Origin of the sequence: Alkalibacterium indicireducens (genome assembly GCF_039522005.1) — a bacterium.
GTDB classification, from domain to species: Bacteria; Bacillota; Bacilli; order Lactobacillales; family Carnobacteriaceae_A; genus Alkalibacterium; species Alkalibacterium indicireducens.
Window position 1 is genome coordinate 25,655 of the sequence record NZ_BAAADA010000145.1, and the last position, 21,653, is coordinate 47,307.

At 39.9% G+C, this 21,653-nt stretch carries 25 protein-coding genes; 24 read left to right on the forward strand and 1 reads right to left on the reverse strand.

All coding sequences use genetic code 11. From position 1 onward, the window contains the following. The first annotated feature begins 59 nt into the window (after positions 1–59). The 24 genes from ABFX15_RS08600 (at position 60) to ABFX15_RS08715 (ending at position 20,040) form a co-directional block, all read left to right on the forward strand. Positions 60–704: an adenylate kinase gene (locus ABFX15_RS08600; protein ID WP_346025024.1), complete on the forward strand. Its 645-nt coding sequence runs from the start codon at positions 60–62 to the stop codon at positions 702–704. Positions 705–876: 172 nt separating this feature from the next. Next, the gene (gene infA, locus ABFX15_RS08605; protein WP_346025025.1) at positions 877–1,095 is read left to right on the forward strand and encodes a translation initiation factor IF-1; all 219 of its coding nucleotides are present in this window, start codon (positions 877–879) and stop codon (positions 1,093–1,095) included. 35 nt (positions 1,096–1,130) lie between these two features. Beyond that, the gene (gene rpmJ / locus ABFX15_RS08610) at positions 1,131–1,244 is read left to right on the forward strand and encodes a 50S ribosomal protein L36 (RefSeq protein ID WP_034299928.1); all 114 of its coding nucleotides are present in this window, start codon (positions 1,131–1,133) and stop codon (positions 1,242–1,244) included. A 24-nt stretch (positions 1,245–1,268) separates the two neighbouring features. After that, complete coding sequence (gene rpsM / locus ABFX15_RS08615; protein ID WP_091265254.1) at positions 1,269–1,634, forward strand: 30S ribosomal protein S13; 366 nt, start codon at positions 1,269–1,271, stop codon at positions 1,632–1,634. Between the two features lie 28 nt (positions 1,635–1,662). Beyond that, positions 1,663–2,061 carry a 30S ribosomal protein S11 gene (gene rpsK, locus ABFX15_RS08620; RefSeq protein WP_091265252.1) on the forward strand — a complete coding sequence of 133 codons (399 nt, stop codon included), beginning with the start codon at positions 1,663–1,665 and terminating at the stop codon, positions 2,059–2,061. Between the two features lie 60 nt (positions 2,062–2,121). Further along, positions 2,122–3,066: a DNA-directed RNA polymerase subunit alpha gene (locus ABFX15_RS08625; RefSeq protein ID WP_091265250.1), complete on the forward strand. Its 945-nt coding sequence runs from the start codon at positions 2,122–2,124 to the stop codon at positions 3,064–3,066. Between the two features lie 106 nt (positions 3,067–3,172). Then, a complete protein-coding gene (gene rplQ, locus ABFX15_RS08630; RefSeq protein ID WP_091265247.1) occupies positions 3,173–3,589 on the forward strand; it encodes a 50S ribosomal protein L17 in 417 nt (138 codons plus the stop codon). A 399-nt stretch (positions 3,590–3,988) separates the two neighbouring features. Beyond that, the gene (locus ABFX15_RS08635) at positions 3,989–4,828 is read left to right on the forward strand and encodes an energy-coupling factor ABC transporter ATP-binding protein (RefSeq protein ID WP_091265244.1); all 840 of its coding nucleotides are present in this window, start codon (positions 3,989–3,991) and stop codon (positions 4,826–4,828) included. After that, positions 4,804–5,679, forward strand: a complete 876-nt coding sequence (locus ABFX15_RS08640) for an energy-coupling factor ABC transporter ATP-binding protein (RefSeq protein WP_346025026.1) — start codon at positions 4,804–4,806, stop codon at positions 5,677–5,679. Before ABFX15_RS08635 ends, ABFX15_RS08640 begins: the two co-directional genes overlap by 25 nt. Beyond that, positions 5,676–6,473 carry an energy-coupling factor transporter transmembrane component T family protein gene (locus tag ABFX15_RS08645; RefSeq protein WP_346025027.1) on the forward strand — a complete coding sequence of 266 codons (798 nt, stop codon included), beginning with the start codon at positions 5,676–5,678 and terminating at the stop codon, positions 6,471–6,473. The genes ABFX15_RS08640 and ABFX15_RS08645 overlap by 4 nt, the downstream gene beginning before the upstream one ends. A gap of 676 nt (positions 6,474–7,149) precedes the next feature. After that, positions 7,150–7,929: a tRNA pseudouridine(38-40) synthase TruA gene (gene truA, locus ABFX15_RS08650; RefSeq protein ID WP_346025028.1), complete on the forward strand. Its 780-nt coding sequence runs from the start codon at positions 7,150–7,152 to the stop codon at positions 7,927–7,929. Further along, the gene (locus tag ABFX15_RS08655) at positions 7,926–8,678 is read left to right on the forward strand and encodes a nucleoside/nucleotide kinase family protein (protein ID WP_346025041.1); all 753 of its coding nucleotides are present in this window, start codon (positions 7,926–7,928) and stop codon (positions 8,676–8,678) included. The genes truA and ABFX15_RS08655 overlap by 4 nt, the downstream gene beginning before the upstream one ends. Before the next feature lie 154 nt (positions 8,679–8,832). Then, positions 8,833–9,390 carry a hypothetical protein gene (locus ABFX15_RS08660; RefSeq protein WP_346025029.1) on the forward strand — a complete coding sequence of 186 codons (558 nt, stop codon included), beginning with the start codon at positions 8,833–8,835 and terminating at the stop codon, positions 9,388–9,390. A gap of 110 nt (positions 9,391–9,500) precedes the next feature. Then, entirely contained in the window at positions 9,501–10,823 is a 1,323-nt protein-coding gene (locus ABFX15_RS08665; protein ID WP_346025030.1) for a peptidoglycan DD-metalloendopeptidase family protein, read from the forward strand. A 30-nt stretch (positions 10,824–10,853) separates the two neighbouring features. After that, positions 10,854–11,699, forward strand: a complete 846-nt coding sequence (lgt, locus tag ABFX15_RS08670) for a prolipoprotein diacylglyceryl transferase (protein ID WP_346025031.1) — start codon at positions 10,854–10,856, stop codon at positions 11,697–11,699. 270 nt (positions 11,700–11,969) lie between these two features. After that, entirely contained in the window at positions 11,970–12,179 is a 210-nt protein-coding gene (locus tag ABFX15_RS08675; RefSeq protein ID WP_346025032.1) for an adhesion protein, read from the forward strand. An 11-nt stretch (positions 12,180–12,190) separates the two neighbouring features. Further along, positions 12,191–12,871 carry a TIGR01906 family membrane protein gene (locus ABFX15_RS08680; protein WP_428830624.1) on the forward strand — a complete coding sequence of 227 codons (681 nt, stop codon included), beginning with the start codon at positions 12,191–12,193 and terminating at the stop codon, positions 12,869–12,871. A 234-nt stretch (positions 12,872–13,105) separates the two neighbouring features. Then, positions 13,106–13,555 carry a CopY/TcrY family copper transport repressor gene (locus ABFX15_RS08685; RefSeq protein ID WP_346025033.1) on the forward strand — a complete coding sequence of 150 codons (450 nt, stop codon included), beginning with the start codon at positions 13,106–13,108 and terminating at the stop codon, positions 13,553–13,555. Positions 13,556–13,573: 18 nt separating this feature from the next. Further along, a complete protein-coding gene (locus tag ABFX15_RS08690) occupies positions 13,574–16,075 on the forward strand; it encodes a heavy metal translocating P-type ATPase (RefSeq protein WP_346025034.1) in 2,502 nt (833 codons plus the stop codon). An 87-nt stretch (positions 16,076–16,162) separates the two neighbouring features. Further along, on the forward strand, positions 16,163–16,786 hold the full coding sequence (locus ABFX15_RS08695; protein WP_346025035.1) for a class I SAM-dependent methyltransferase: 624 nt from the start codon (positions 16,163–16,165) through the stop codon (positions 16,784–16,786). A gap of 79 nt (positions 16,787–16,865) precedes the next feature. Further along, complete coding sequence (locus ABFX15_RS08700; protein WP_346025036.1) at positions 16,866–17,189, forward strand: hypothetical protein; 324 nt, start codon at positions 16,866–16,868, stop codon at positions 17,187–17,189. A gap of 198 nt (positions 17,190–17,387) precedes the next feature. Further along, a complete protein-coding gene (locus ABFX15_RS08705; RefSeq protein ID WP_346025037.1) occupies positions 17,388–18,092 on the forward strand; it encodes a response regulator transcription factor in 705 nt (234 codons plus the stop codon). Then, the gene (locus ABFX15_RS08710; RefSeq protein ID WP_346025038.1) at positions 18,073–19,443 is read left to right on the forward strand and encodes a sensor histidine kinase; all 1,371 of its coding nucleotides are present in this window, start codon (positions 18,073–18,075) and stop codon (positions 19,441–19,443) included. The genes ABFX15_RS08705 and ABFX15_RS08710 overlap by 20 nt, the downstream gene beginning before the upstream one ends. Before the next feature lie 24 nt (positions 19,444–19,467). Continuing rightward, entirely contained in the window at positions 19,468–20,040 is a 573-nt protein-coding gene (locus ABFX15_RS08715) for a YdhK family protein (RefSeq protein ID WP_346025039.1), read from the forward strand. A gap of 83 nt (positions 20,041–20,123) precedes the next feature. On the opposite strand, the gene ABFX15_RS08720 is transcribed toward ABFX15_RS08715, so the two are convergent. After that, positions 20,124–21,314, reverse strand: a complete 1,191-nt coding sequence (locus ABFX15_RS08720; RefSeq protein WP_346025040.1) for a coenzyme F420-0:L-glutamate ligase — start codon at positions 21,312–21,314, stop codon at positions 20,124–20,126. Positions 21,315–21,653: the final 339 nt, after the last annotated feature.

The window sequence follows — 21,653 nt, forward strand, 5'->3', positions numbered from 1 at the left end:
AATCGGTCTTTTTTCCGTTAATGCTGAAGAAATTCTTACCAACTTAAGGAGGAAGCAAGATGAATTTGATCCTGTTAGGTCTTCCCGGAGCAGGGAAAGGGACTCAGGCTGCACGTATATCTGATAAATTCAATATACCGCATATTTCTACCGGAGATATGTTCAGGGCAGCTATGAAGAACAAGACTCCACTGGGTTTGGAAGCAAAAAAATACATGGACGAGGGAAATCTCGTGCCAGATGAAGTAACAAATGGAATTGTCAAAGAACGTCTCGAACAAGACGATGCCAAAAGAGGGTTTTTACTGGATGGCTACCCTCGCACGTTGAATCAGGCACAGGCTTTACAGAAAGCTTTGGCTTCGAAGAACAGAAGACTGCAGCATGTTCTGTACATTAAGGTACCTAAAGACATTTTAATGGAACGTCTGACCGGCCGATTCATGTGTTCAAACTGTGGTGCTACGTATCACAAGACAATGAATCCACCTAAAGTGGAGGGCACTTGTGATAAATGCGGCGCACACGATTTTTATCAGCGTGAAGACGATAAGCCTGAAACAGTTAAGAATCGTATTGATGTGAATGAAGAACAGACAGAAGTACTTGTCAAGCATTATGCTGACTACGATCTGGTTCGTGAAATTGACGGCGAACAGGATCCGAAAAAAGTATTTCAGGACATTGTGGACCAGTTAAACTAAGAAGTCCGATGTTTTATAATGAATCCTTGCAATGATTGTGTGCGCATGATATAATAGTACGAGCGTCAAAAAGCTGGCGTTTTACATTATTATAGTAGATAATCAAGTGAGAATACTTTGTTCTCACTATTTCATGTGTACAGAAGTGAGATATCAAAGGAGGAAACCAGGCGTGGCAAAAGATGATGTTATAGAGATTGAAGGAACCGTCCTAGAAACTTTGCCTAATGCAATGTTCAAAGTTGAATTGGAGAACGGGCACGAAATTCTAGCACACGTTTCTGGCAAAATTCGTATGAATTACATCCGGATTCTGCCTGGGGATAAGGTAACGGTAGAAATGTCTCCATATGATTTAACTCTTGGACGCATTACGTATCGATTTAAATAAACTTAGGACTCCGAAGACTCAAGGAGGGAAAGTTCATGAAAGTAAGACCATCAGTCAAAAAAATGTGTGACAAGTGTAAAGTGATTCGTCGTAACGGCCGTGTAATGGTTATTTGCGAAAATCCTAAGCACAAACAACGTCAAGGATAATATAATAACAGGAGGTGCTCATACATGGCTCGTGTAGCAGGTGTAGATATTCCACGTGACAAACATGTGGTAATTTCATTAACATATATCTATGGTATCGGTAAGACAACAGCTCAGAAGATTCTTGAAGCTGCAGGCGTACCAGAGGAAACTCGTGTACGTGAACTGACAAACGATCAATTAGATGCAATCCGTGCTGAAGTCGATAAACTGAAAGTTGAAGGAGATCTTCGTCGTGAAGTGAACCAAAACATCAAACGTTTAATCGAAATCGGATCATACCGTGGCATTCGTCACCGTCGTGGTCTTCCAGTACGTGGTCAGAACACTAAAAACAATGCGCGTACGCGTAAAGGCAGAGCAATCGCTATTGCCGGCAAGAAAAAATAATCACCTAAGTTAGGAGGTCAATCTACGAATGGCTAAAGCAAAAAGACCCGCTCGTAATCGTAAACGTCGAGTGAAAAAGAATATTGAACACGGAGTAGCACATATCCGTTCAACATTCAACAACACTATTGTAATGATAACTGATGTACATGGAAACGCGATTTCATGGTCATCTGCTGGATCATTAGGATTCAGAGGTTCTCGTAAATCAACACCTTTCGCTGCTCAAATGGCTGCTGAAGCTGCTGCTAAAGGCGGAATGGAAAATGGCATGAAGTCTGTCGAGGTTACTGTTAAAGGACCTGGGTCAGGCCGTGAAGCTGCAATCCGTTCTCTACAAGCAACTGGTTTGGAAGTAACTGCAATTCGTGACGTAACACCGGTACCACATAACGGATGCCGTCCTCCAAAACGTCGTCGCGTTTAATAATAGATGTCGTTTTAGGATAGCGTGGACTAAACGTTTTGAAAGGGGTAAACGGACTATATGATCGAAATTGAGAAACCGGTAATAGATACAGTTGAGATCAGTGAAGATGGAAAATTCGGCAAGTTTGTCGTAGAACCGCTTGAGCGAGGATACGGAACTACTCTGGGTAACTCCCTGCGTCGAATCTTACTATCATCTTTGCCAGGTGCTGCCGTCACAAATATTCAAATTGATGGCGTTTTGCATGAATTCACTGCGATCGATGGAGTAGTAGAAGATGTTACTGCCATCATTTTAAACTTAAAAAAACTCGCGCTTAAGTTGTATTCTGATGAAACTAAAACAATTGAAATAGATGTCGAGGGACCGGCAACTGTCACAGCTGCTGATATTATTTTTGACAGTGATGTTGAAATAATGAACCCGGATCTATATATTTGTACAGTCTCTGAGGGTGGACACTTACACGCCCGAATGGAAGCACAAAAAGGCAGAGGGTATGTACGCGCTGAACACAACAAACACGATGATATGCCGATTGGTGTATTGCCGGTTGATTCGATTTATACCCCAATCAGCCGAGTGAACTACCATGTCGAAAATACACGTGTTGGAGAAAAAGAACAGTACGACAAGCTGACGCTTGATGTATGGACAGATGGTTCGATCTCTCCTGAAGACGGTGTAAGTTTAGCAGCTAAAATCATGACCGAACACCTAAATATATTTGTCAACTTGACAGAAGAAGCCCGCGAAGCTGAAATCATGGTTGAAAAAGAAGAAACACAAATGGAAAAAATGCTTGAGATGACTATCGAAGAGCTTGATCTATCTGTACGTTCTTACAACTGTCTGAAGCGAGCTGGAATCAATACTGTTCAGGAACTGACTAATAAAACTGAACCAGAAATGATGAAAGTCCGTAACTTGGGACGTAAATCACTGGAAGAAGTTAAACTTAAATTAGGCGAGCTCGATCTGGGCCTGCGTGATGAAGAGTAATTACTCATACTAACTGATATACCTAAACAGGTATGTTATAAAAAACTGACCGGCATGTCTGACATGACGGAATTGTAATCTTGTAGTTAAGGGAGGATTTCGACGAATGGGTTATCGTAAATTAGGACGTACTAGTTCACAGCGTAAAGCAATGCTTCGTGATCTGACATCAGATCTTTTCATCAACGAGCGTATTGTAACTACTGTGACTCGTGCGAAAGAAGTATCTAAACTTGCCGATAAAATGATCACATTAGGTAAGCGTGGAGACTTGCACGCTCGTCGTCAAGCTGCTGCATTTGTTCGTAACGAACTGGCAACTGTATCAGAAACTGAAGACGAAATCGTAGTACAAACTGTACTTCAAAAACTGTTTGATGATATCGCACCTCGTTTCGCTGAGCGTAACGGTGGATACACACGCGTACTGAAAACAGAACCTCGTCGCGGAGACGGTGCACCAATGGCTGTACTTGAGCTTGTTGAAGGATCTGCAGCTTCTGCTGACGAAGATGCTGAGTAATCAGTAATCGATATAATGATTTGACCAAATCACTTTTGGATGTATGATGAGCGTTACGATGATGGACTAGTTTCCAAGTGTCTAGCTCAGTTTCCCCCGGAGGATTCCTTCGGGGGGAGCACCATATATCGCAAAGTGTTTTTTTATATGTTTACATAGTGAATGACTTAATCAAGTTTCGGGATCATACCTTTAGCAGGAATATCTGCATAAAGAATCGTACCCCAGCATAGCGAGAATGGCAGTAAGATAACCTTAAAAGCATTTAATGTAAAGGGATACATAAGGCTTTAGCTATTGTTATCTCAGACTGTTTTTGGTAATCTTGTAATGTTGAGTTGCTGTCTTGACACCTAAGACGCTGCACTTAAAGACTGAATCAAAAAGTTGAGGTAAATCATGTCTGAAATTATAAACGTTAAAAACGTCACTTACACATATGATGATGAAGATCAGCGTCCGGCTCTTAAGGGTGTATCTTTTTCGATCAATAAAGGCGAATGGGTTGCAATCATCGGACCCAACGGCTCTGGTAAGTCCACTTTGGCCAAGACGGTCAACGGGCTGATCGAACCCGATAGTGGAGAAGTCGCTGTCGGCGGTCTTGAGCTGAATGAAAAGAATGTCTGGTCCATTCGTGAGATGGTCGGTATGGTCTTTCAGAATCCTGATAATCAGTTTGTCGGATCGACTGTGCAGGACGATGTAGCCTTTGGACTCGAGAATCTGGGAATTCCCAGAGAAGAGATGCTTGAACGGGTCCGAACAGCTCTGGAAAAAGTGAACATGCTCGAGTTTGCCGAACGTGAACCAGCCCGTCTATCCGGAGGTCAGAAGCAGCGTGTAGCTATTGCAGGAATCGTTGCACTGAGACCGGACATCATGATCCTTGATGAAGCAACCAGTATGCTGGATCCTCAGGGAAGAGAAGAAGTTCTGCGCACGGTCAAGGAAGTGAAGGAGCAGGAGAACTTATCTGTCTTGTCCATCACACATGATATTGACGAAGCGGCAGCTGCCAACCGGGTACTGGTCATGAGAGACGGCCAGATGATCCAGGAAGGGACTCCGGAAACGATATTTTCATATGGAGAAAAACTTGTCGAAATGGGACTGGATCTGCCCTTCCCTGAAAGACTGAAGGCATCACTTAAGAAAGAGGGCATTGATGTGCCCAAGGATTATCTGACTGAAGAAGGGATGGTTGACTGGCTATGGACATACGTTTCGAAGAAGTAGGCTACACCTATCAGCCGGGGACACCCTTCCAGAGTAGAGCGCTTCATGATATCAATCTGACGATCAAAGACAGTTCATTTACTGCCATCGTCGGTCATACCGGAAGTGGAAAGTCGACTGTACTTCAGCATCTGAATGCGCTGAAAAAGCCAACTAGTGGTCAAGTGACTATCGGAGACCGTGTCATTACAAACTTTTCTGAGAATAAGGGACTAAAATCTCTGCGTAAAAAAGTCGGGATCGTTTTCCAGTTTCCGGAAGCTCAGCTGTTTGAAGAGACGGTTGGCAAAGATATTGCATTCGGACCGAAGAACTTCGGCCTGTCCGAAGAAGAAGGCCTCGAGAAAGCCAGAGAACTCCTGCCGCTCGTTGGACTGGACGAATCCTTTATGGAACGGTCACCTTTTGACTTGTCCGGGGGCCAGATGCGCCGCGTGGCTATAGCTGGAGTGCTGGCTCTCGAACCGGAAGTTCTGGTTCTGGATGAGCCGACAGCAGGTCTGGATCCTCAGGGACGCAAGGAGATCATGGATATGTTCTATAATCTCTACAAGGAACAGGGGCTGACTGTTGTACTGGTCACCCACCAGATGGATGATGTGGCAACATACGCTGATCACATGATTGTTCTCGAAAAAGGGACGGTCATGAAAGAAGGGCACCCGAGAGAACTGTTTAAGGAAGCCGGGTGGTTATCCAGCATGCAGCTGGGTGTGCCGTCAACCGTCCGTTTTGCTCATGAGCTGGAAGAAAAGTTCGAGTGGATATTTGATCCGCTACCTTTGACAACAGATGAGCTGGCCCAGCAGATGAAAGATAAGTTAGCGAGCAAAGCAGGTGAAGGATTATGATGGAAAAACTGATATTCGGACGCTATATCCCGGGTAACTCATTTATTCACCGGTTGGATCCTCGTGCGAAGCTGATGGGAGCCATCTGGTTCATTATTATCATCTTTCTTGCTAATAACTGGCTGACCTATGTTCTCCTGACCGTTTTTGTTCTGACGGCTGTCAAACTGTCTGAGATTAGCCCGAAATTCTTTATCAATGGTGTGAAGCCCCTGATCTGGCTGATTCTCTTTACAGTAATTCTGCAGATTCTGTTTACGAGCGGATCGACGATCTGGTTCAGATTCGGGCCAGTCATTATTTCACAGGAAGGGCTCCTTAATGGGGTATTCATCTTCATGCGATTCGTCCTGATCATTTTCATGTCGACGATCCTGACATTGACGACTATGCCGCTGTCTCTGACAGATGCTATCGAATACCTGCTGCGTCCGCTTGCAGCAGTAAAAGTTCCCGTTCACGAAATTGCCTTGATGCTCTCGATTGCCTTGCGGTTTGTGCCGACGTTAATGGATGAAACGGAGAAAATCATGAATGCTCAGCGAGCAAGGGGGATTGACTTTGGTGAAGGCAATATTTACCAGCAGATGAAAGCTATTGTGCCTCTGCTGATTCCCTTGTTCGTCAGCTCATTTAACCGTGCTGAGGAACTGGCAACCGCCATGGAAGCGCGCGGCTATAAAGGGGGCGAAGGCCGAACGAAATACCGCAAACTATCCTGGGAATCACGTGATACCCTGGTGATTGCAGCGTTCGGGATTTTATCTGTCAGCCTGTTTTTCTTAAGAACCTAATGCGGAAGGATAAAGATGCGAATCTTTATCCTTTTTCTTTTTTTTTTAAGAAGGAAAATACTCGTCAGCGGACGAGTATTAACTGAACTTGTTGAAGTGGGTGGCTTTGGGTTAAAATTGAAGCGAAACGGGTTGGCCTGGGGCGTGTGATCAGCTTGAGGTTGCGGAAATTGAGGCAAGTTAGGTAGACTGGAAGAGGAGACTTAGCTGAGTTTGCCAAAGTTGGGTAGTCTTTGGCAGACTCGTGAGGGGTGAGAACCCCGGTTAACCGAAGTAGCCTGCTTTTCAGCTGACTCAGAATTAAATCTATTTGAGTCTGCTAAAGAACAAGAAAATTCAGCAATCTCAGTAAGATTTTCCGGTGACTTTACCCAAGTTTGGTAAAGTTCGGTAAGGTGGGAAGAATTTTCAGCTGGGTTTACCCAAACAGGCCGTAGTTCGGCAAATTCAAACGGTTTTTATATCTGAGTTTACCGAACCGGCATCAACTTCGGGAAACTGAAGGCAGTCGCTCTTGTGAGTTAACCGAAAACCCACCAACTTCGGTAAAGTGAGTAATAAATTCTATTGAGTTAACCAAAGACAGCTCAACCGTAAAAAAAGCAATCAGATACGACACTTTACCTCGCCAACGGCACACATACATATTACTCAACTACAGAAAAGGAAGAACAAGATGACAACCTACCGATACAAGGCGCTTATTACCTACGATGGAACAGATTTTGCCGGCTTTCAAATTCAGTCTAATGCACGAACAATCCAGGGTGAGCTGGAAGCATCATTAAAAAAGCTGGCTAAAGGGGAAAAAATTCGAATCCATGGCGCCGGTCGAACGGATGCAGGTGTTCATGCCAGGGGCCAAGTTGTTCATTTCGACTTTCCATTTTTTATTGAACTGGAAGGGATGCAGAAAGCATTGAATGCAATGACGAGCTCTGAAATAGCTGTGACTCATATCGAGCTGACGGACAAAGACTTTCATTCTCGCTTCCAGGCAAAGGGGAAAATGTACCGCTATACAGTAGACAACAATCGCTTCCGGGATCCTTTTTTGAGACGCTTTGCCAGTCATCACCGCTACCCGATGGCTGTCGAGCCGGTTGAAGAAGCCTTGCAGCACTTACTGGGAACGCATGATTTCACTAGTTTTGCCTCTACACACGGAGAAACATCTCACAACACACGAACTATCTACCAGGCAAGCGTCGAGGTAAATGAAGCAGAAAATAAATGGGTCTTTACTTTTATAGGGAACGGTTTTTTATATAACATGATTCGCATCATCATGGGAACCTTACTGGAAGTGGCGGACGGCAGACGTCCGGCTTCAGATATCCCTGTTATTCTTGAAGCAAAAGATCGCGAAGCAGCTGGAAAAACAGCGGCACCTGAAGGCTTATGTATGGAACGGGTCTATTATGATGAGGAAGACATTCCAGGCAGGCAAAAATAAGGAGGAAACGTGATGATAAAAAAACCTATACAGTAAGCGGATTACCTGTTGAAGCGTGTTATTCAGAGGAGGAAATTGAAGACTTATTTCTTCCACTTTTAAAAACGCTTATCAAAAAACGCGAGGAAACTGGAAAAAGAGTCGTTGCTTATTTAGCCGCACCACCTGGAGCCGGCAAAACGACACTCTCATTATTTCTAGAAGATTTATTTAAAGAAATCAACACGACCTATACATTTCAGTCTGTCTCGATGGACGGTTTTCACCATTATAATTGCTATTTAGATAGTCATACGGTGAACAGGAATAATCAGATCGTACCGTTGAGACGATTTAAAGGAATTCCCGAATCCTTTGATGTAAACCTTTTGATAGAAACAATCCAGAAACTGCATTCCCAAAAAAATGTGAGCTGGCCAACTTATGATCGCCTGCTTCATGACGTGTCAGATGAAAAGAAGGAAGTTGAGGCCGATATAATATTAATTGAAGGAAACTATCTGCTTTTGGATAAAACGGTCTGGAATAAACTACAAAAGTTAAGTCACTATACAATAGCTATAAAAACAACAATGGCTGAACTCGAAAATCGGTTAATTGAACGAAAGCAAAAAGGAGGCGCTTCTCTAGAAGAAGCGAAGCAGCACGTCATGCGAACTGATAAACCAAACGCAGAGCTGGTTCTTAAGCACTCTCATCCGGCTGATTTTAATCTTATTTTAAACCGTGGGAAATGTCTAAAAGATTGATCCTAGGAAACCTAGTGAGTAAATAATGAATAGTCTGTGAAAAGACTGTCCAATTATTTACTGACTAGGTTTTTTTAAATTTATTATTAAATCCATTTTTTCTCCATAAGTGGTTTATATACTAAAGGTACAAAGAAGTAGGAGGATGGAAGAAATGAAAAAATTACTAATCAGTTCTTTAGTTATTGGAGGATTAGCGGGATCGACTCTTGTTTACGGTCAGTTCAACTCTGTGTCTGCAGAAGAAACAGAAGACCAGTCACCTTTTTGGAATAGGGACAATCATAGTGACATGATGAGAAGCCATATGAGCTCTCAGAATAGACGACGCACTGAAAACAGTGAAAGAAGCGACTCTCGGGCTTTTGAAGAAAGAAACGAAAGCTATGAACTGGATGAAGAGGAATTCATTGAAAGCATGGAAGAACGACACAATCAAATGTGGAATTTCCGAGAAGAGAATCTATCCGAAACAGAAAGAGATCAGCTGGAAGAGTCCGAATCATTTTTCGGGAATATGAGAAACCATATGCGAGGATTTGACAATGAGTCTCTTGATTTCATGTTCGAATGGATGGAAGAGATGCATGGTACCTTTAATTCCAGAAGAGGCATGATGAACTGGAATCAGGATGATGCTGACTACGAGCAACCGGGAAATCGAAATAACAGAGAATTTATGAATCGCTTTAACTTTTTTAATTCAAATTAGATATTTAAACAGTAACTGATTAAAAGATGAATATAACTAGACAAAACTTCACTCTTTTTATATTCATCTTTTTTTAATTTTATTGATTAAATGAATAAGGAGAATCAGAAGTGACCCAGAATAAAAAATACATTTTGTTAAGTATCATTTTATTAAGCTTTTTAAATAGTACATTTCCTGTATTAGGACAGGCAAATAGTAGTAGGGTAGACTTAATAGAAAAAGAAAGGGACGAATTAGAACAAGACAAAGAGAAATTAAAAATAGTTATAGAGGAAGAAGAAAAAAAGTTAGAAGAACTGGGTGAAAATAAAGAAAGTTTAGAAGAAAAAGTTAAAACTATACATAAATCTATTGAAGAATTAAATCAGTCGATGGATAAACAAAAATCACAACTTTTGGAGATTAATAATGAGATAGGTGACATTAAATCAGAAATTAAGACTAAAGAGAAAATAATTAAGCAGAGAATCGGACAGTTAGAATCTCAAGCTCGAATGGTTCAGAAAAATACAAACCCTCAAGAGATTGTATCGATGTTATTATCGTCTGAATCGTTGTCAGATTTGATTGGAAAAGTGAGCGTAATTTCTCAACTAATTAGTACCCACCAGAACAACTTGATTATACAAGAAACCGATATGGATTTATTAAGTGAGTTAGAAATAGCACTAGAAGAAGAGCAAATAAATAAAGTAAAAGAGAAAGAGAAGTTAGAGGAAGATAGTAATCAATTGGCTATTGAAAGACAGAAATTAGAGGAAACTATTATTACCATCGCAAATCAATATCAAATAAAAACAGAAGAAAAGGAAGACTATTTATTTGAATACACAAAACTATCTGAAAAAACTGATGCACTCACAGAAGAATTGATTGTTGAAGAAAATAGAAAAAACGCTCAACAGCAGGAAGAATTAAATAAAGTAGAATTAAAAACAATAAAAGATACCAACCAACTAAATGACGGTAGTGTTGAAATCGCCACTTCATCAGCTGAAAACACAGACGATTTTAGTGGCAGTGAGAGTAATTTAGTAGAAAAAAGAAATGAATGGATTAGACCAGCTCAAGGAAGAGTGACCTCTCCTTATGGCTGGAGAATCCATCCAGTCTATGGGGACAGACGGTTTCATTATGGGATTGATATTGCAGGTAGTGGCCCCATTATAGCAGCTAAATCAGGAAGAATAATAAAAGCGGAGTATCATCCGTCATTAGGATATTTTGTGGAGATTGATCATAAAGACGGGTATAAGTCAATATACTCACATATGCAACCGAATTTGACTGTTTCAGTGGGTCAGAATGTTTCACAGGGGCAACAGTTAGGTATTATGGGAACTACAGGCACATCAACAGGTGTTCATCTCGATTTTCAAATATTGAAAAATGATACAAATGTTGATCCAGGACCTTATATAGGTTTATAACACAAAAAATAAAATAAAGGAGTTAAAAAAATGGTAGAACTATTTAGTATCGGACATTTTAGTATTCACCTGTTGAGTGTAACTAGCGCAATCGGTATGATTATTGGCTTATTACTGATTCAAAAAGAAGGCGAACGCAAACTGCTGGATAAAGATAAGCTGATGGATTTAGGGATTTTTACTGTCTTATTTGGCATAATCGGTGCCCGACTTGGCTACATACTTTTTTTTAATTTTGATTATTACTTGAACAACCCTTCTGAGATCTTCAGATTTTCTCAGGGAGGACTCTCTATCCAAGGAGCAATACTAGCTGGGGGCGCAGCTGCATTCTTAATTATGAGAAGGAAAAATCTACCGGTCTGGAAAACAGCAGATGCGATTGTACCAGGAGTTATTTTAGGTCAGGCCATTGGACGAGTCGGCTGCGACGTGTTTGGTGTACCAATGAGCCGAAACTGGCCATGGGGCGTTATGGTGAATGGCGAACTACTTCACCCGGCTCAGCTCTATGAGGTTGCATTGAACTTTATCTTGTTCCTGTTTATATGGAGAAAAAGAAAAACAGCGAAATTTGATGGAGAATTATTCTTCATATATATTATAGGGTTTGCTATTAACCGCTTTATTGTCGAATTCTTTAGAACGAACCCCCAAGGTTTAGGACCCTTGAGTATTGCACATGTCCTCAGTTTAGTGATTATAGCTTTGGGAATAATGGGACTTATATTTATGAAAAATAGAAGCTACGGAACTACAGTTTCCATTAACGAAGGAATCAGTTTAAGTAATTCGTTAGTTTATGGGCTAGTAGTCACTGGGTTCATTATATCGGTTGTCTTTTACTATGGAATACATTTTATATACAGTCGATAGTACTTCAGATAAGAAGGAACGAGTTGGCAAAACAGAGTATATTACTTTTTATAATCTCGATGTATATCATTACTCTTGATGAGCTAGATGATTATTTAAAATATGATTCAAAAAATCTTCAGTAGGGACTGTAAAAACTATAAATGAAAAAGGTAATATTTACATGATTCTATACAGGGAGGGCTAATTAAATTGTGTGTACTATAATCTGTCCTATACAAATTTATGTAGTGATTAATTATAGTAATAATGAAAAAAGGAGTAAAGCGAATGGACATCTTTATATATTTCATTCTAATGATGCTTGGCCATCTAGTGTTTATGTTTTTCATGCCGGGCATGCACAGCGGTAAATCTTCAGAGAAACAGGGTGATACAACTAACCATGATAAGGAAAAATTAGAATGTCAAAAAGAAAACAAGAAATTAAAAGAAGAAGTTTATGCATTACAATCAAAATTAAAGCGTAACAAACGGTGAGGAGTGTCAATTTGAAACAGCGACTTGTTAAAGTGTTAGGATTCATCTTAATTTCATTATTTATTTTGTCACTATCAATAGCGATTACAATTAATTTTACCCCATTGTATTCGTTTGATATCAATTACTTGAATATTTCAGAGAACATAAATATGTCAAAAGAACAAATATTAGTTAATTATCGGATTCTGATTGCTTACTTAAATTATCCTTGGATTTCAGAACTGACTATGCCGGACTTTTCTAGTTCTGAAAGTGGGCTATTTCACTTTTATGAAGTGAAGAGGTTATTTCTAATCAATTATTCTATTCTATTAATTTCAGGAATGGGATCGCTCGGTTTTCTATTATATTCAAGAGGTAAAAAACTTCAAAAAAGTTTTTTATTATTCTTTAAAACAGGTATTTTAGTCTTACTGTCTATAATAGTTGCAGTACTAATTAGTTTTGATGCAATTTTTTTACTATTCCATCAGACATTTTTCAATAATGATGCATGGCTGTTTAACCCGGCCACTGACCCGATAATTGAGGCTCTGCCTGCTGAGTTTTTTATGCATAACTTCCTACTGGTGTTTGGCCTAAGTTTTAGTTTTTTAACTATTGGATTAATTGTAACTAAGTATAAAAAAATAAAAGAAGTACCAGTTCTCAATAGTTCCAGCAGTAGAAACATTAAGAGTAAAAAGTAATAACATCATATTCTCAGGAAAACAAGCTCAATCTTACTGTATTCAGATGAGTTGAGTCATGGGAGATCAGAAGCCGTCTAGTTAATAAAATCAAGTAAATCATAAAGTGAGCATCAATCATTTCGATGGATGCTCACATTCTATAAAATAATTTTTTTTTAGAATTAATGATTACAAATGTAGTTACAAATAGCACGTTATTTGAATCACCAATGAAGGGAGGAGAGTTATCAGATGAAGAAAAACCAGATATCTCCATCTGAATGGGAAATAATGAGAGTGATTTGGACTAACTATCCCATAACAAGTAAAGAAATAAATGAAATGTTAAAAGAAAAAACAACGTGGGAAATATCAACGACTAAAACTTTAATTGGGCGATTAGTTAATAAAGGAATGATTGACTATGAACTGAAAGGTCGCATGTATGTATATTATCCCACTTTGTCAGAAAAAGAATGTATAAGAAATAAAATTACTGAATTGTTTAATCAAGTGTGTGGTACAGAAAACAAGGTCATACTCAAAATGATTTTAGAAGATATTCCGTTAAGCTTAACTGATATAGAAAGTGTAGAAGCCGTTATTGAAGAAAAGAAAAAAACAGCACCAGCTGAAGTAGTATGTGAATGTGTTAAGGGGCAATGTCATTGCAGTTTAAACCGAGATTTAAAATCACTATAACTAAAAGGAGAGGTCAAGATGAAAAACAATACTACAGTTAAAGAAGCTATCTTATTGCTGGACGGAATGTCATGTGTTACTTGTGCATCTAATATTGAAAAAAAACTGAAAGACATTGAAGGAGTAAAAAATGCAAATGTAAATTTTGCTACTGAGAAAGCAAAAGTAGAACACTCTAACAGTGTTAGCATAGATTCTTTAACTGAGGCAGTTAGTGAACTAGGATACAAAGCTGTACTTGAACAAAATAAAGAAACTGAAGAAAAGGTAACATTGAAAATTGAGGGGATGACATGCACAACCTGTGCTAATACGGTAGAAAAGGGTATTCTCACTCTGGATGGGGTTAGTTCAGCAACTGTAAATTTTGCCGCGGAGAAAGCAACTGTCGCCTACAGCTCCGAATCAGTAAGAGTGCTGGACATGCAGAAAAAGATAAGTGATTTAGGGTATAAACTGATATTGGAAGAGGATCAGGAAAATGAAATAGACGAAGATTTAGTGAAAATTAAAAAAGCCGAAAAGAGAGTAAAGCTATCTGCAACGTTATCTAGTATTATCATGATTCTTATGGTGCTGCATATGTTCATATTCCCAATTCCTGGATACTTGTTAATTATTAGTCTCTTAGGAGCACCAATCATATTTGGTGTAGGTAGACATGTGCACATAAGCAGTTGGAAGGCTCTTAAAAATAAGACCCCTAACATGGATGTATTGGTATCCTTCGGTTCTTTACCTCCGTATATTATTGGGTTAATGGGATTGTTCTTTCCCTTACAAAGTTTCATTGAGATGGCAACGACAATTATGACTTTCCATTTAATAGGTAAATACCTTGAAATCCGTGCTAAAGGAAAAGCATCACAAGCGATAAAGAAATTACTTCAGATGGGTGCTAAAACAGCTAATATAATGGTTGATGGTGAAGAAAGAGAGGTACCGGTTAAAGAATTGCAAGTCGGAGATTTAATGGTTATTCGCCCAGGGGAAAAAGTACCTACAGATGGTTTAATAATTGCAGGGAATGGCTTGTTAGATGAGTCAATGGCAACAGGGGAGTCAATGCCAGTTAAACGACAAAATGGAGAAGAAGTCATTGGTGCCACTATTAACAAACAAGGCATGTTAAAGGTAGAAGTAACTAAGGTTGGTAAAGATACATTCCTATCACAAGTTGCAAAAATGATGGAAGAATGTCAAGGATCTAAAGTGCCCATTCAAGAATTTGCTGATCGCGTTACCGGATATTTTGTTCCTGCTATCCTGTTAATAACGCTGCTTACTTTTACATCGTTCCTCATTTTCCCAGATTTTCACTTAAGTATTATTCAGTGGGGCGCAACTTTTCTACCGTGGGTTAACCCAGATTTAACTCCTCTGACTCTTGCATTCATCACAGCTACAGCTGTACTGGTAATTTCCTGTCCATGTGCATTGGGATTAGGAACCCCGACAGCTTTGATGGTCGGTAGTGGAATGGGTGCAGAAAATGGTATACTAATACGGAATGGTGAAGCAGTCCAGACGTTTAAAGAAGTTAATACAATTGCATTTGATAAAACAGGAACAATTACAAAAGGCAAGCCGGAAGTAACAGATATTGTATGTGCAGAAAATATTCTGGAATCAGACTTTTTGTATTATGCCGGAACGATTGAAAAAGGATCGGAACATCCATTAGGGCATGCGATTATTGAAAAAGCCAAAATAGATAAGATGAGACTAGGAGATGTAGTGAACTTTAATGCTGTAACCGGTAAAGGAGTTACAGGATATGTTGATGATGAAAAAATACTTCTGGGAAACAGGAAGTTGATGGAAGAAAACGGCATTGCTTTTGAACCTTTTGAAAATGAAATGATCAGGATAGAAGAGGAAGCAAAAACAGCTATGTTGCTTGCTAAAGATAATCAATTTCTAGGTATCATTGCAGTAGCTGATCCTATAAAAGAAGATTCAGCAAAAACAATTGCTGCATTAGAAAAATTAGGGATTAGAACAGCGATGATTACAGGGGATAACCAACGTACCGCTAAGGCAATTGGACAGAAAGTAGGCATCAGCCATGTAATTGCTGAAGTACTTCCAGATGGGAAAGTTGATGAAATAAGAAAATTACAAGAAAAATATGGTACTGTTGCCATGGTTGGGGATGGTATTAATGATGCACCAGCTTTAAAACAAGCTAACGTAGGTATTGCAATTGGAACGGGAACAGATATAGCAATTGAAGCAGCAGATGTTACGTTAGTAAAAGGGGAACTCAGCGGAATAATCTCAGCAATAAAATTATCTAAGGCAATTTTTAAAAAAATCAAGCAAAATTATTTTTGGGCTTGGTTCTACAATGCTCTGTTTATTCCGGTGGCAGTATTTGGGCTACTCCATCCTATGATTGGCGCAGCAGCTATGGCTTTAAGCTCTTTAAATGTGGTGTATAATTCCCTAAGATTAAAGAAGAGTGATATAGGTTCGACTACTCAAGAGAGCACCAAAAGTAGACCTCAGATCAGTTAGTATTTAGATTAAATGAAAACACTCGCAAGCATAGTGAGGATAACTATAAACAGGAGCAAAAATTCATATTGTTCAGGAGGATCAGGAATGACAGAGAACACTAATAAAACGATAAAAAAGCGTTACAATAGAGTATCTTTTTTATATGATTCGATGGATCGGATGATGAAAGATAAATGGCGGAAAGATCTTCTCAAAGATGTTAAAGGAACGGTTCTGGAAGTGGGAATAGGTACAGGAAAAAATCTGTCATTTTACCCGGAAGGTATCCAGCTGACAGGAGTCGATTTCAGTCCAAAGATGCTGGAAAAAGCGGTTGAGAAAGTTAAATCGCTTGACCTGCCTTTTCCAGTCACCCTCAAGGAAATGGACATACAGCAAATGGACTTTCCAGATGACTCCTTCGATTACGTTATATCCACCTGTGTTTTCTGTTCAGTTCCCGATCCGGTAAAAGGATTGAAAGAACTTAAAAGAGTCTGCAGGCCAGATGGGAAAATTATTATGCTCGAACATATGAGAAGTGAAAATGAACTATTAGGGAAATTAATGGACATAGCTAATCCTGTACCGGTATCCATTTGGGGAGCGAATATCAACCGTAAAACTCTTGAAAACATTGAAAAAGCAGGCTTGACGATAGAAGAGAATGAAGAATTATTCCATACTATTGTAAGAAAGTTAAAATTAAGTCCGAGAAAAAATCCATAATTAATCCATAATCAAAAGGTAGTATTTAGCTAGAAACATACTAGAATGTTTCAATAGACTAAATAGGAGCTTGAGTAAAATGAATTTAATTAATGGCGTTTTAACTGGTTTAGTGGCATTGACGGGTGGGCTAGGATTAGCACGGTTTGACGATAGTCAACAGCCTGATAAAGACACAATCAATCAGGAAGAAAGTATTTATATGAATCATATGGGAAATAGTGAATCCATGCATATGGAAATGGATGGCTCTGTGATTAACTTTGGTCAGATGAAGTCTCATATACGTGAAAGTCACCCTGAGCTTAACAACAGAGAACTGAGAGAGCATTATAAAGAAATGCATGGCACTGGGGGCTCTTCTCGAAGCAATAATTTTGAAGGAATGGGAAGCATGCACTAAAGGGATTAACACGCTACAAAAGTAATTATCCTTCCGAAAAGCCGCATGATTTCGGTCATCGGCTTTTTGAATTTATCCGGTCATTCAGTTAACGTTGCTTGCAGTGACAATGTGTTAAGTCTGTGCTTTCGGTTTATGGTAGTATTAAGCCATAAAAGTTAAACCAATAGTCACTGTATGTAAAGGAGTTTAAGAAAAATGAATATTTTAGTTGTTGATGATGAGCAGTCAATTCTGGAGATTATACAGGCGTACCTGACTGCAGATGGCCATACGGTGTATCTGGCAAAAAACGGCAAACAGGCCCTTCAGCTATTTAATGATAACCCTGTAGATTTTATTGTGCTTGACATCATGCTGCCTGATTTTTCTGGCTGGGAAATTTGTGAAGACATTCGCCAGACATCATCCGTGCCGATTATCCTGCTCACCGCCCGATCGAATGAAAAGGATGTATTAAAAGGCCTGCAGTTAGGAGCCGATGACTATATCAAGAAGCCTTTTAGTCCAAAAGAACTGCTGGCCAGAATCGCTACCGTTAGTCGACGATTTTCAAAAGATGATGAAGATGATAGAGATAAATGGGTCTTTAATAAGGGTAACCTCATTATCTATCCGGATAGAATGGAAGTTACCGTTCAGGGGAACGAAATTATATTAACTCATACAGAGTTTGACCTGTTGTTAATCATGGCAAGTGATCCCAAGCACGTGTTTTCACGAGAGCAGCTTTTGGAAAAGGTCAAAGGGCTTGAAGCAACAGCCATGGACAGAGTTATCGACTCTCATATCAAAAATTTAAGAGCCAAAATTGAAGAAAATCCAAGAAAACCGCTCTATATTGAAACGGTTCATGGTGCAGGCTATCGTTTCGGGGTGACACATGAAAAAAACACTGTTTAGCCATCTATTCATCTATATACTAGGCGGCAGTATAACTATTATTGCTCTATTCAGTTTTCTCACTTTTCAAATTACAGGAGACCGGTTTGATGATTATTTGAGTCAACGTTTCATAGCGGAAAGAGAAAATGTGGTTGAAACAATCGAAACAGCTTATATCGAAGAAGGAGTTTGGGACGAGGACGTTCTTTCTGCGACTATTCAGAATGCCATGCATTCACATATTCTGGTCAGCGTTGAGGATTCAGATGGGAATGAAATCATCAGTCAGACGACTCCAATGAGACAGCATATGCAAAGGATGCGGAGAACGGAACTGGTACCCGATGATAACTGGCTTGAAGAAGAAGTAGAGTTGTTTTCTGATGGAATTCACATAGGAACGGCATTCATTACCTACCCGGGCATACAAGATTATACTGCTGAAGAAGAAGAGTTTCTTCAGGATTTAACCCTGCTGATTTTTCTGATGGGGATATTAACTATAGTCATAGCGGGTATTGTAGCCTATATGATTTCTAAACGCTTAAGCAAGCCAATTGCCGATACGAGCAAAATGACCCAGAAAATTGCTCGAGGAGAAAATCTGGGTGCAGTCAAAGTAAATGAAAAAATAAGTGAACTTTATCATCTTCAGGAAAGTGTGAATACCTTAGCTGCACAGTTGGCTGAACAGAAACTGATACGGAATCAGATTGTCTCAGATTTAGCCCATGAGGTAAGAACACCATTGACTACTCTTCAAGGCAATATTGAAGCAATGATTGATGGGGTCTGGGAAGTCACACCTGAGCGCTTAACCAGTCTTGATAGACAGGTGAAGCGGTTAGCTCATCTCGTCCAGATGATTGACCAGCTTGAAGATGCAGAGGCAAGTCATTCAAAAATTGAATGGGAAGACGTGGATATCAAAGCCCTTCTTTCTTCAGTAATCATGGCGTTTGAACATCAGGCAGATGAGAAAGGTATTTCTCTGATTCTGAAAGCAGAGCCGGCAACTATTACTGCCGATCGGAACAAGCTGGATCAGGTATTTTCTAATCTTCTGTCGAATGCCTTGAAATTTACCCCTGAAGGTGGAGAAATTATTTTCTGGGCGAGACGGGTTAAAGACAAGGTCATCATCAAAATTAAGGATAATGGCCAGGGGATTCCTCAAGATAAAGCAGTGTACGTTTTTGAGCGGTTTTATCAAGTGGAAGCTTCACGGAACAGTGAACTTCAGGGCCAGGGCATTGGCCTTGCTGTCGTGAAAAGCCTTGTAGAAGCACATAAAGGAACTGTTGAAGTGGAAAGTGAAGAGAATGAAGGAACGACTTTCACTGTCACTCTCCCCATTAAAAACGATTAAAATTATGGAAAAGAAGGGTTTAAATTGAAAAAATTACTATTTGTAGGACTAAGCACGGCCTTTATACTCGCTGGCTGTACCGATACAGAAGAACAGGAAACAGAAACTGACACGCAGACAGAAATGGAAAGTGTCGATGAAGAAGCAGGCCATGAGGAAATGATGGACATGGATCATGATGGAGAAATACCGGAAGGACTAGAGGAAGCAGAGAATCCGACATACCCTGTTGGAAGCAACGTCATTATCACTGCTGACCACATGCCCGGTATGGAAGGGGCGGAAGCAACCATTTCTGGAGCCTTTGATACAGTGATTTATGAAGTGAGCTATACCCCTACAGATGGCGGAGAAAGAGTTCTGGACCACAAGTGGGTTATTCATGAAGACTTGGAAGAAGGAGCCGAAGTTGCTGAAGCGGGAGATGAAGTCGTTTTAGAAGCTGATCATATGGACGGCATGCATGGAGCAACTGCTTTTGTTGAAGATGCGATTCATGGAACTGTCTATGCAGTTGATTTTGATTCTACAATTGATGGCGAAAGAGTTACGAATCATATGTGGATGACGGAAGACGAACTGGAAGAAGTAGAATAATATAATAAGAGACTGACTGACGCAAATGTATCGGCGTCAGTCAGTCTCTTTTAATATTCTCTATTCAGTTAGAATGCAACAGTTTAGTGGGTGTAATTATCAAAATAGCCTTGAATGTAAATAATTGGCGTTCCTTTGTCTCCACTTCCGGAGGTCAAATCTGACAATGATCCAATTAAATCAGTCAGACGTCTTGGTGTCGTTCCCTGAGCTTCCATCTGTCCAACTAGATCCGCCCCTTTATTTACGATGTGTTCTGAAATAGCTGCTTTCAGTTCGTTTCCTCTTAAATGAGCAAAGTTGTTGTCCGCAAGGTATTTCAGTTTCACTTCGTTGGGAGTACCGTCCAGACCGCTTGTATAAGCAGGAGATACCACAGGATCCGCCAGTTCCCAGATTTTTCCGACCGGGTCTTTAAACGCGCCATCGCCATAAATCATGACTTCAACTGTCTTCCCGGTTTCTTTTTTCAGACGAGCCTGAATCGCTTCCACTAGAGGCTGACCATTATTAGGGAAAAGTTTGACGGTTTCCTCAGTTGCCTTGTTAGAACCTAATAGACCGTATTCAGAATTATAGCCGCTGCCGTCCAATGATTCAGACAGGATATCATCCAGACCGAATACTTTTTCAGCACCTTCAGCTTTGACCAGACGCTTCGTGCGGAAACGGCTGTGGATGTCGCAGGCCAGTACATTTTTAGTATAGTTAACAATAGTCTTCGCATCATTAGAAAAAATGACTTCACATTCTGCGCCTTCATTTTCTACCAGTGATTTGTAGTAATCGATATAGTCGACGCCAGTAAATGGATGAGCTTTGTATCCGAAGTAATGACGGAATTCCGATTCGCTCAAGACATCTGACCATGGATTGATGCCGTGGTCGTCTAATTCATCCAGCGAGACCAGGTGATTACCCACTTCATCAGAAGGATAACTCAGCAGAAGAACAACTTTGCCAGTTCCTCGGGCGATACCTCTTAAAATGTTTGAGAAACGATTACGACTGAGGATCGGGAAAACAACTCCGACCGGTTCGCCATCAAATTTTCTTCCGACGTCTGTTGCAATGTGATCCAAAGTAGCATAGTTACCCTGAGCACGGGCTACGATCGATTCAGTAATCGTTACGATATCCTGATCCATGATTTCATAGCCTTCTGCCTTAGCAGAGTTAAGTACCGTCTCTACAACAATCGATTCCATATTGTCGCCTTCATTGATGATCGGACTGCGTAGCCCGCGGACAACTGTCCCAACTGTTCTTTGCAAAATAATCTCTCCTGTAAATCGTATTTGGTAAAAAATAGAAAAAGGCCACAAAAACCCCTATATAGTATACATAAAATAAAGACAAATTTAAATCCTGTTTTAAAGATATCCTTGTCAGATCGGGGTATATCCTGTCACAGAATGTGCTGAAAGATAAGAATGAAAAAAATCGCCTGAGCGATTTTACATTATAAAGGTATTTGTATAGTAAGTAAGGATATTACTCGATGAAAAAGTAAAAGCTTGCTATTTTTTTGGTAATATAAGTAACTCAAGTTTTGCAGTTAAAAAATAGCCTTTGACCCTTGGTGTCATTGACTTGGTACCGATTATTATGCC

What these genes read in the sequence shown, in the direction of transcription:
- ABFX15_RS08600 (WP_346025024.1), top strand. Translation starts at nt 60, where the DNA reads ATGAATTTGATCCTGTTAGGTCTTCCCGGAGCAGGGAAAGGGACTCAG.
- rpmJ (WP_034299928.1), top strand. Translation starts at nt 1,131, where the DNA reads ATGAAAGTAAGACCATCAGTCAAAAAAATGTGTGACAAGTGTAAAGTG.
- rpsM (WP_091265254.1), top strand. Translation starts at nt 1,269, where the DNA reads ATGGCTCGTGTAGCAGGTGTAGATATTCCACGTGACAAACATGTGGTA.
- rpsK (WP_091265252.1), top strand. Translation starts at nt 1,663, where the DNA reads ATGGCTAAAGCAAAAAGACCCGCTCGTAATCGTAAACGTCGAGTGAAA.
- ABFX15_RS08625 (WP_091265250.1), top strand. Translation starts at nt 2,122, where the DNA reads ATGATCGAAATTGAGAAACCGGTAATAGATACAGTTGAGATCAGTGAA.
- rplQ (WP_091265247.1), top strand. Translation starts at nt 3,173, where the DNA reads ATGGGTTATCGTAAATTAGGACGTACTAGTTCACAGCGTAAAGCAATG.
- ABFX15_RS08635 (WP_091265244.1), top strand. Translation starts at nt 3,989, where the DNA reads ATGTCTGAAATTATAAACGTTAAAAACGTCACTTACACATATGATGAT.
- ABFX15_RS08640 (WP_346025026.1), top strand. Translation starts at nt 4,804, where the DNA reads ATGGACATACGTTTCGAAGAAGTAGGCTACACCTATCAGCCGGGGACA.
- ABFX15_RS08645 (WP_346025027.1), top strand. Translation starts at nt 5,676, where the DNA reads ATGATGGAAAAACTGATATTCGGACGCTATATCCCGGGTAACTCATTT.
- truA (WP_346025028.1), top strand. Translation starts at nt 7,150, where the DNA reads ATGACAACCTACCGATACAAGGCGCTTATTACCTACGATGGAACAGAT.
- ABFX15_RS08660 (WP_346025029.1), top strand. Translation starts at nt 8,833, where the DNA reads ATGAAAAAATTACTAATCAGTTCTTTAGTTATTGGAGGATTAGCGGGA.
- lgt (WP_346025031.1), top strand. Translation starts at nt 10,854, where the DNA reads ATGGTAGAACTATTTAGTATCGGACATTTTAGTATTCACCTGTTGAGT.
- ABFX15_RS08675 (WP_346025032.1), top strand. Translation starts at nt 11,970, where the DNA reads ATGGACATCTTTATATATTTCATTCTAATGATGCTTGGCCATCTAGTG.
- ABFX15_RS08685 (WP_346025033.1), top strand. Translation starts at nt 13,106, where the DNA reads ATGAAGAAAAACCAGATATCTCCATCTGAATGGGAAATAATGAGAGTG.
- ABFX15_RS08690 (WP_346025034.1), top strand. Translation starts at nt 13,574, where the DNA reads ATGAAAAACAATACTACAGTTAAAGAAGCTATCTTATTGCTGGACGGA.
- ABFX15_RS08695 (WP_346025035.1), top strand. Translation starts at nt 16,163, where the DNA reads ATGACAGAGAACACTAATAAAACGATAAAAAAGCGTTACAATAGAGTA.
- ABFX15_RS08700 (WP_346025036.1), top strand. Translation starts at nt 16,866, where the DNA reads ATGAATTTAATTAATGGCGTTTTAACTGGTTTAGTGGCATTGACGGGT.
- ABFX15_RS08705 (WP_346025037.1), top strand. Translation starts at nt 17,388, where the DNA reads ATGAATATTTTAGTTGTTGATGATGAGCAGTCAATTCTGGAGATTATA.
- ABFX15_RS08710 (WP_346025038.1), top strand. Translation starts at nt 18,073, where the DNA reads ATGAAAAAAACACTGTTTAGCCATCTATTCATCTATATACTAGGCGGC.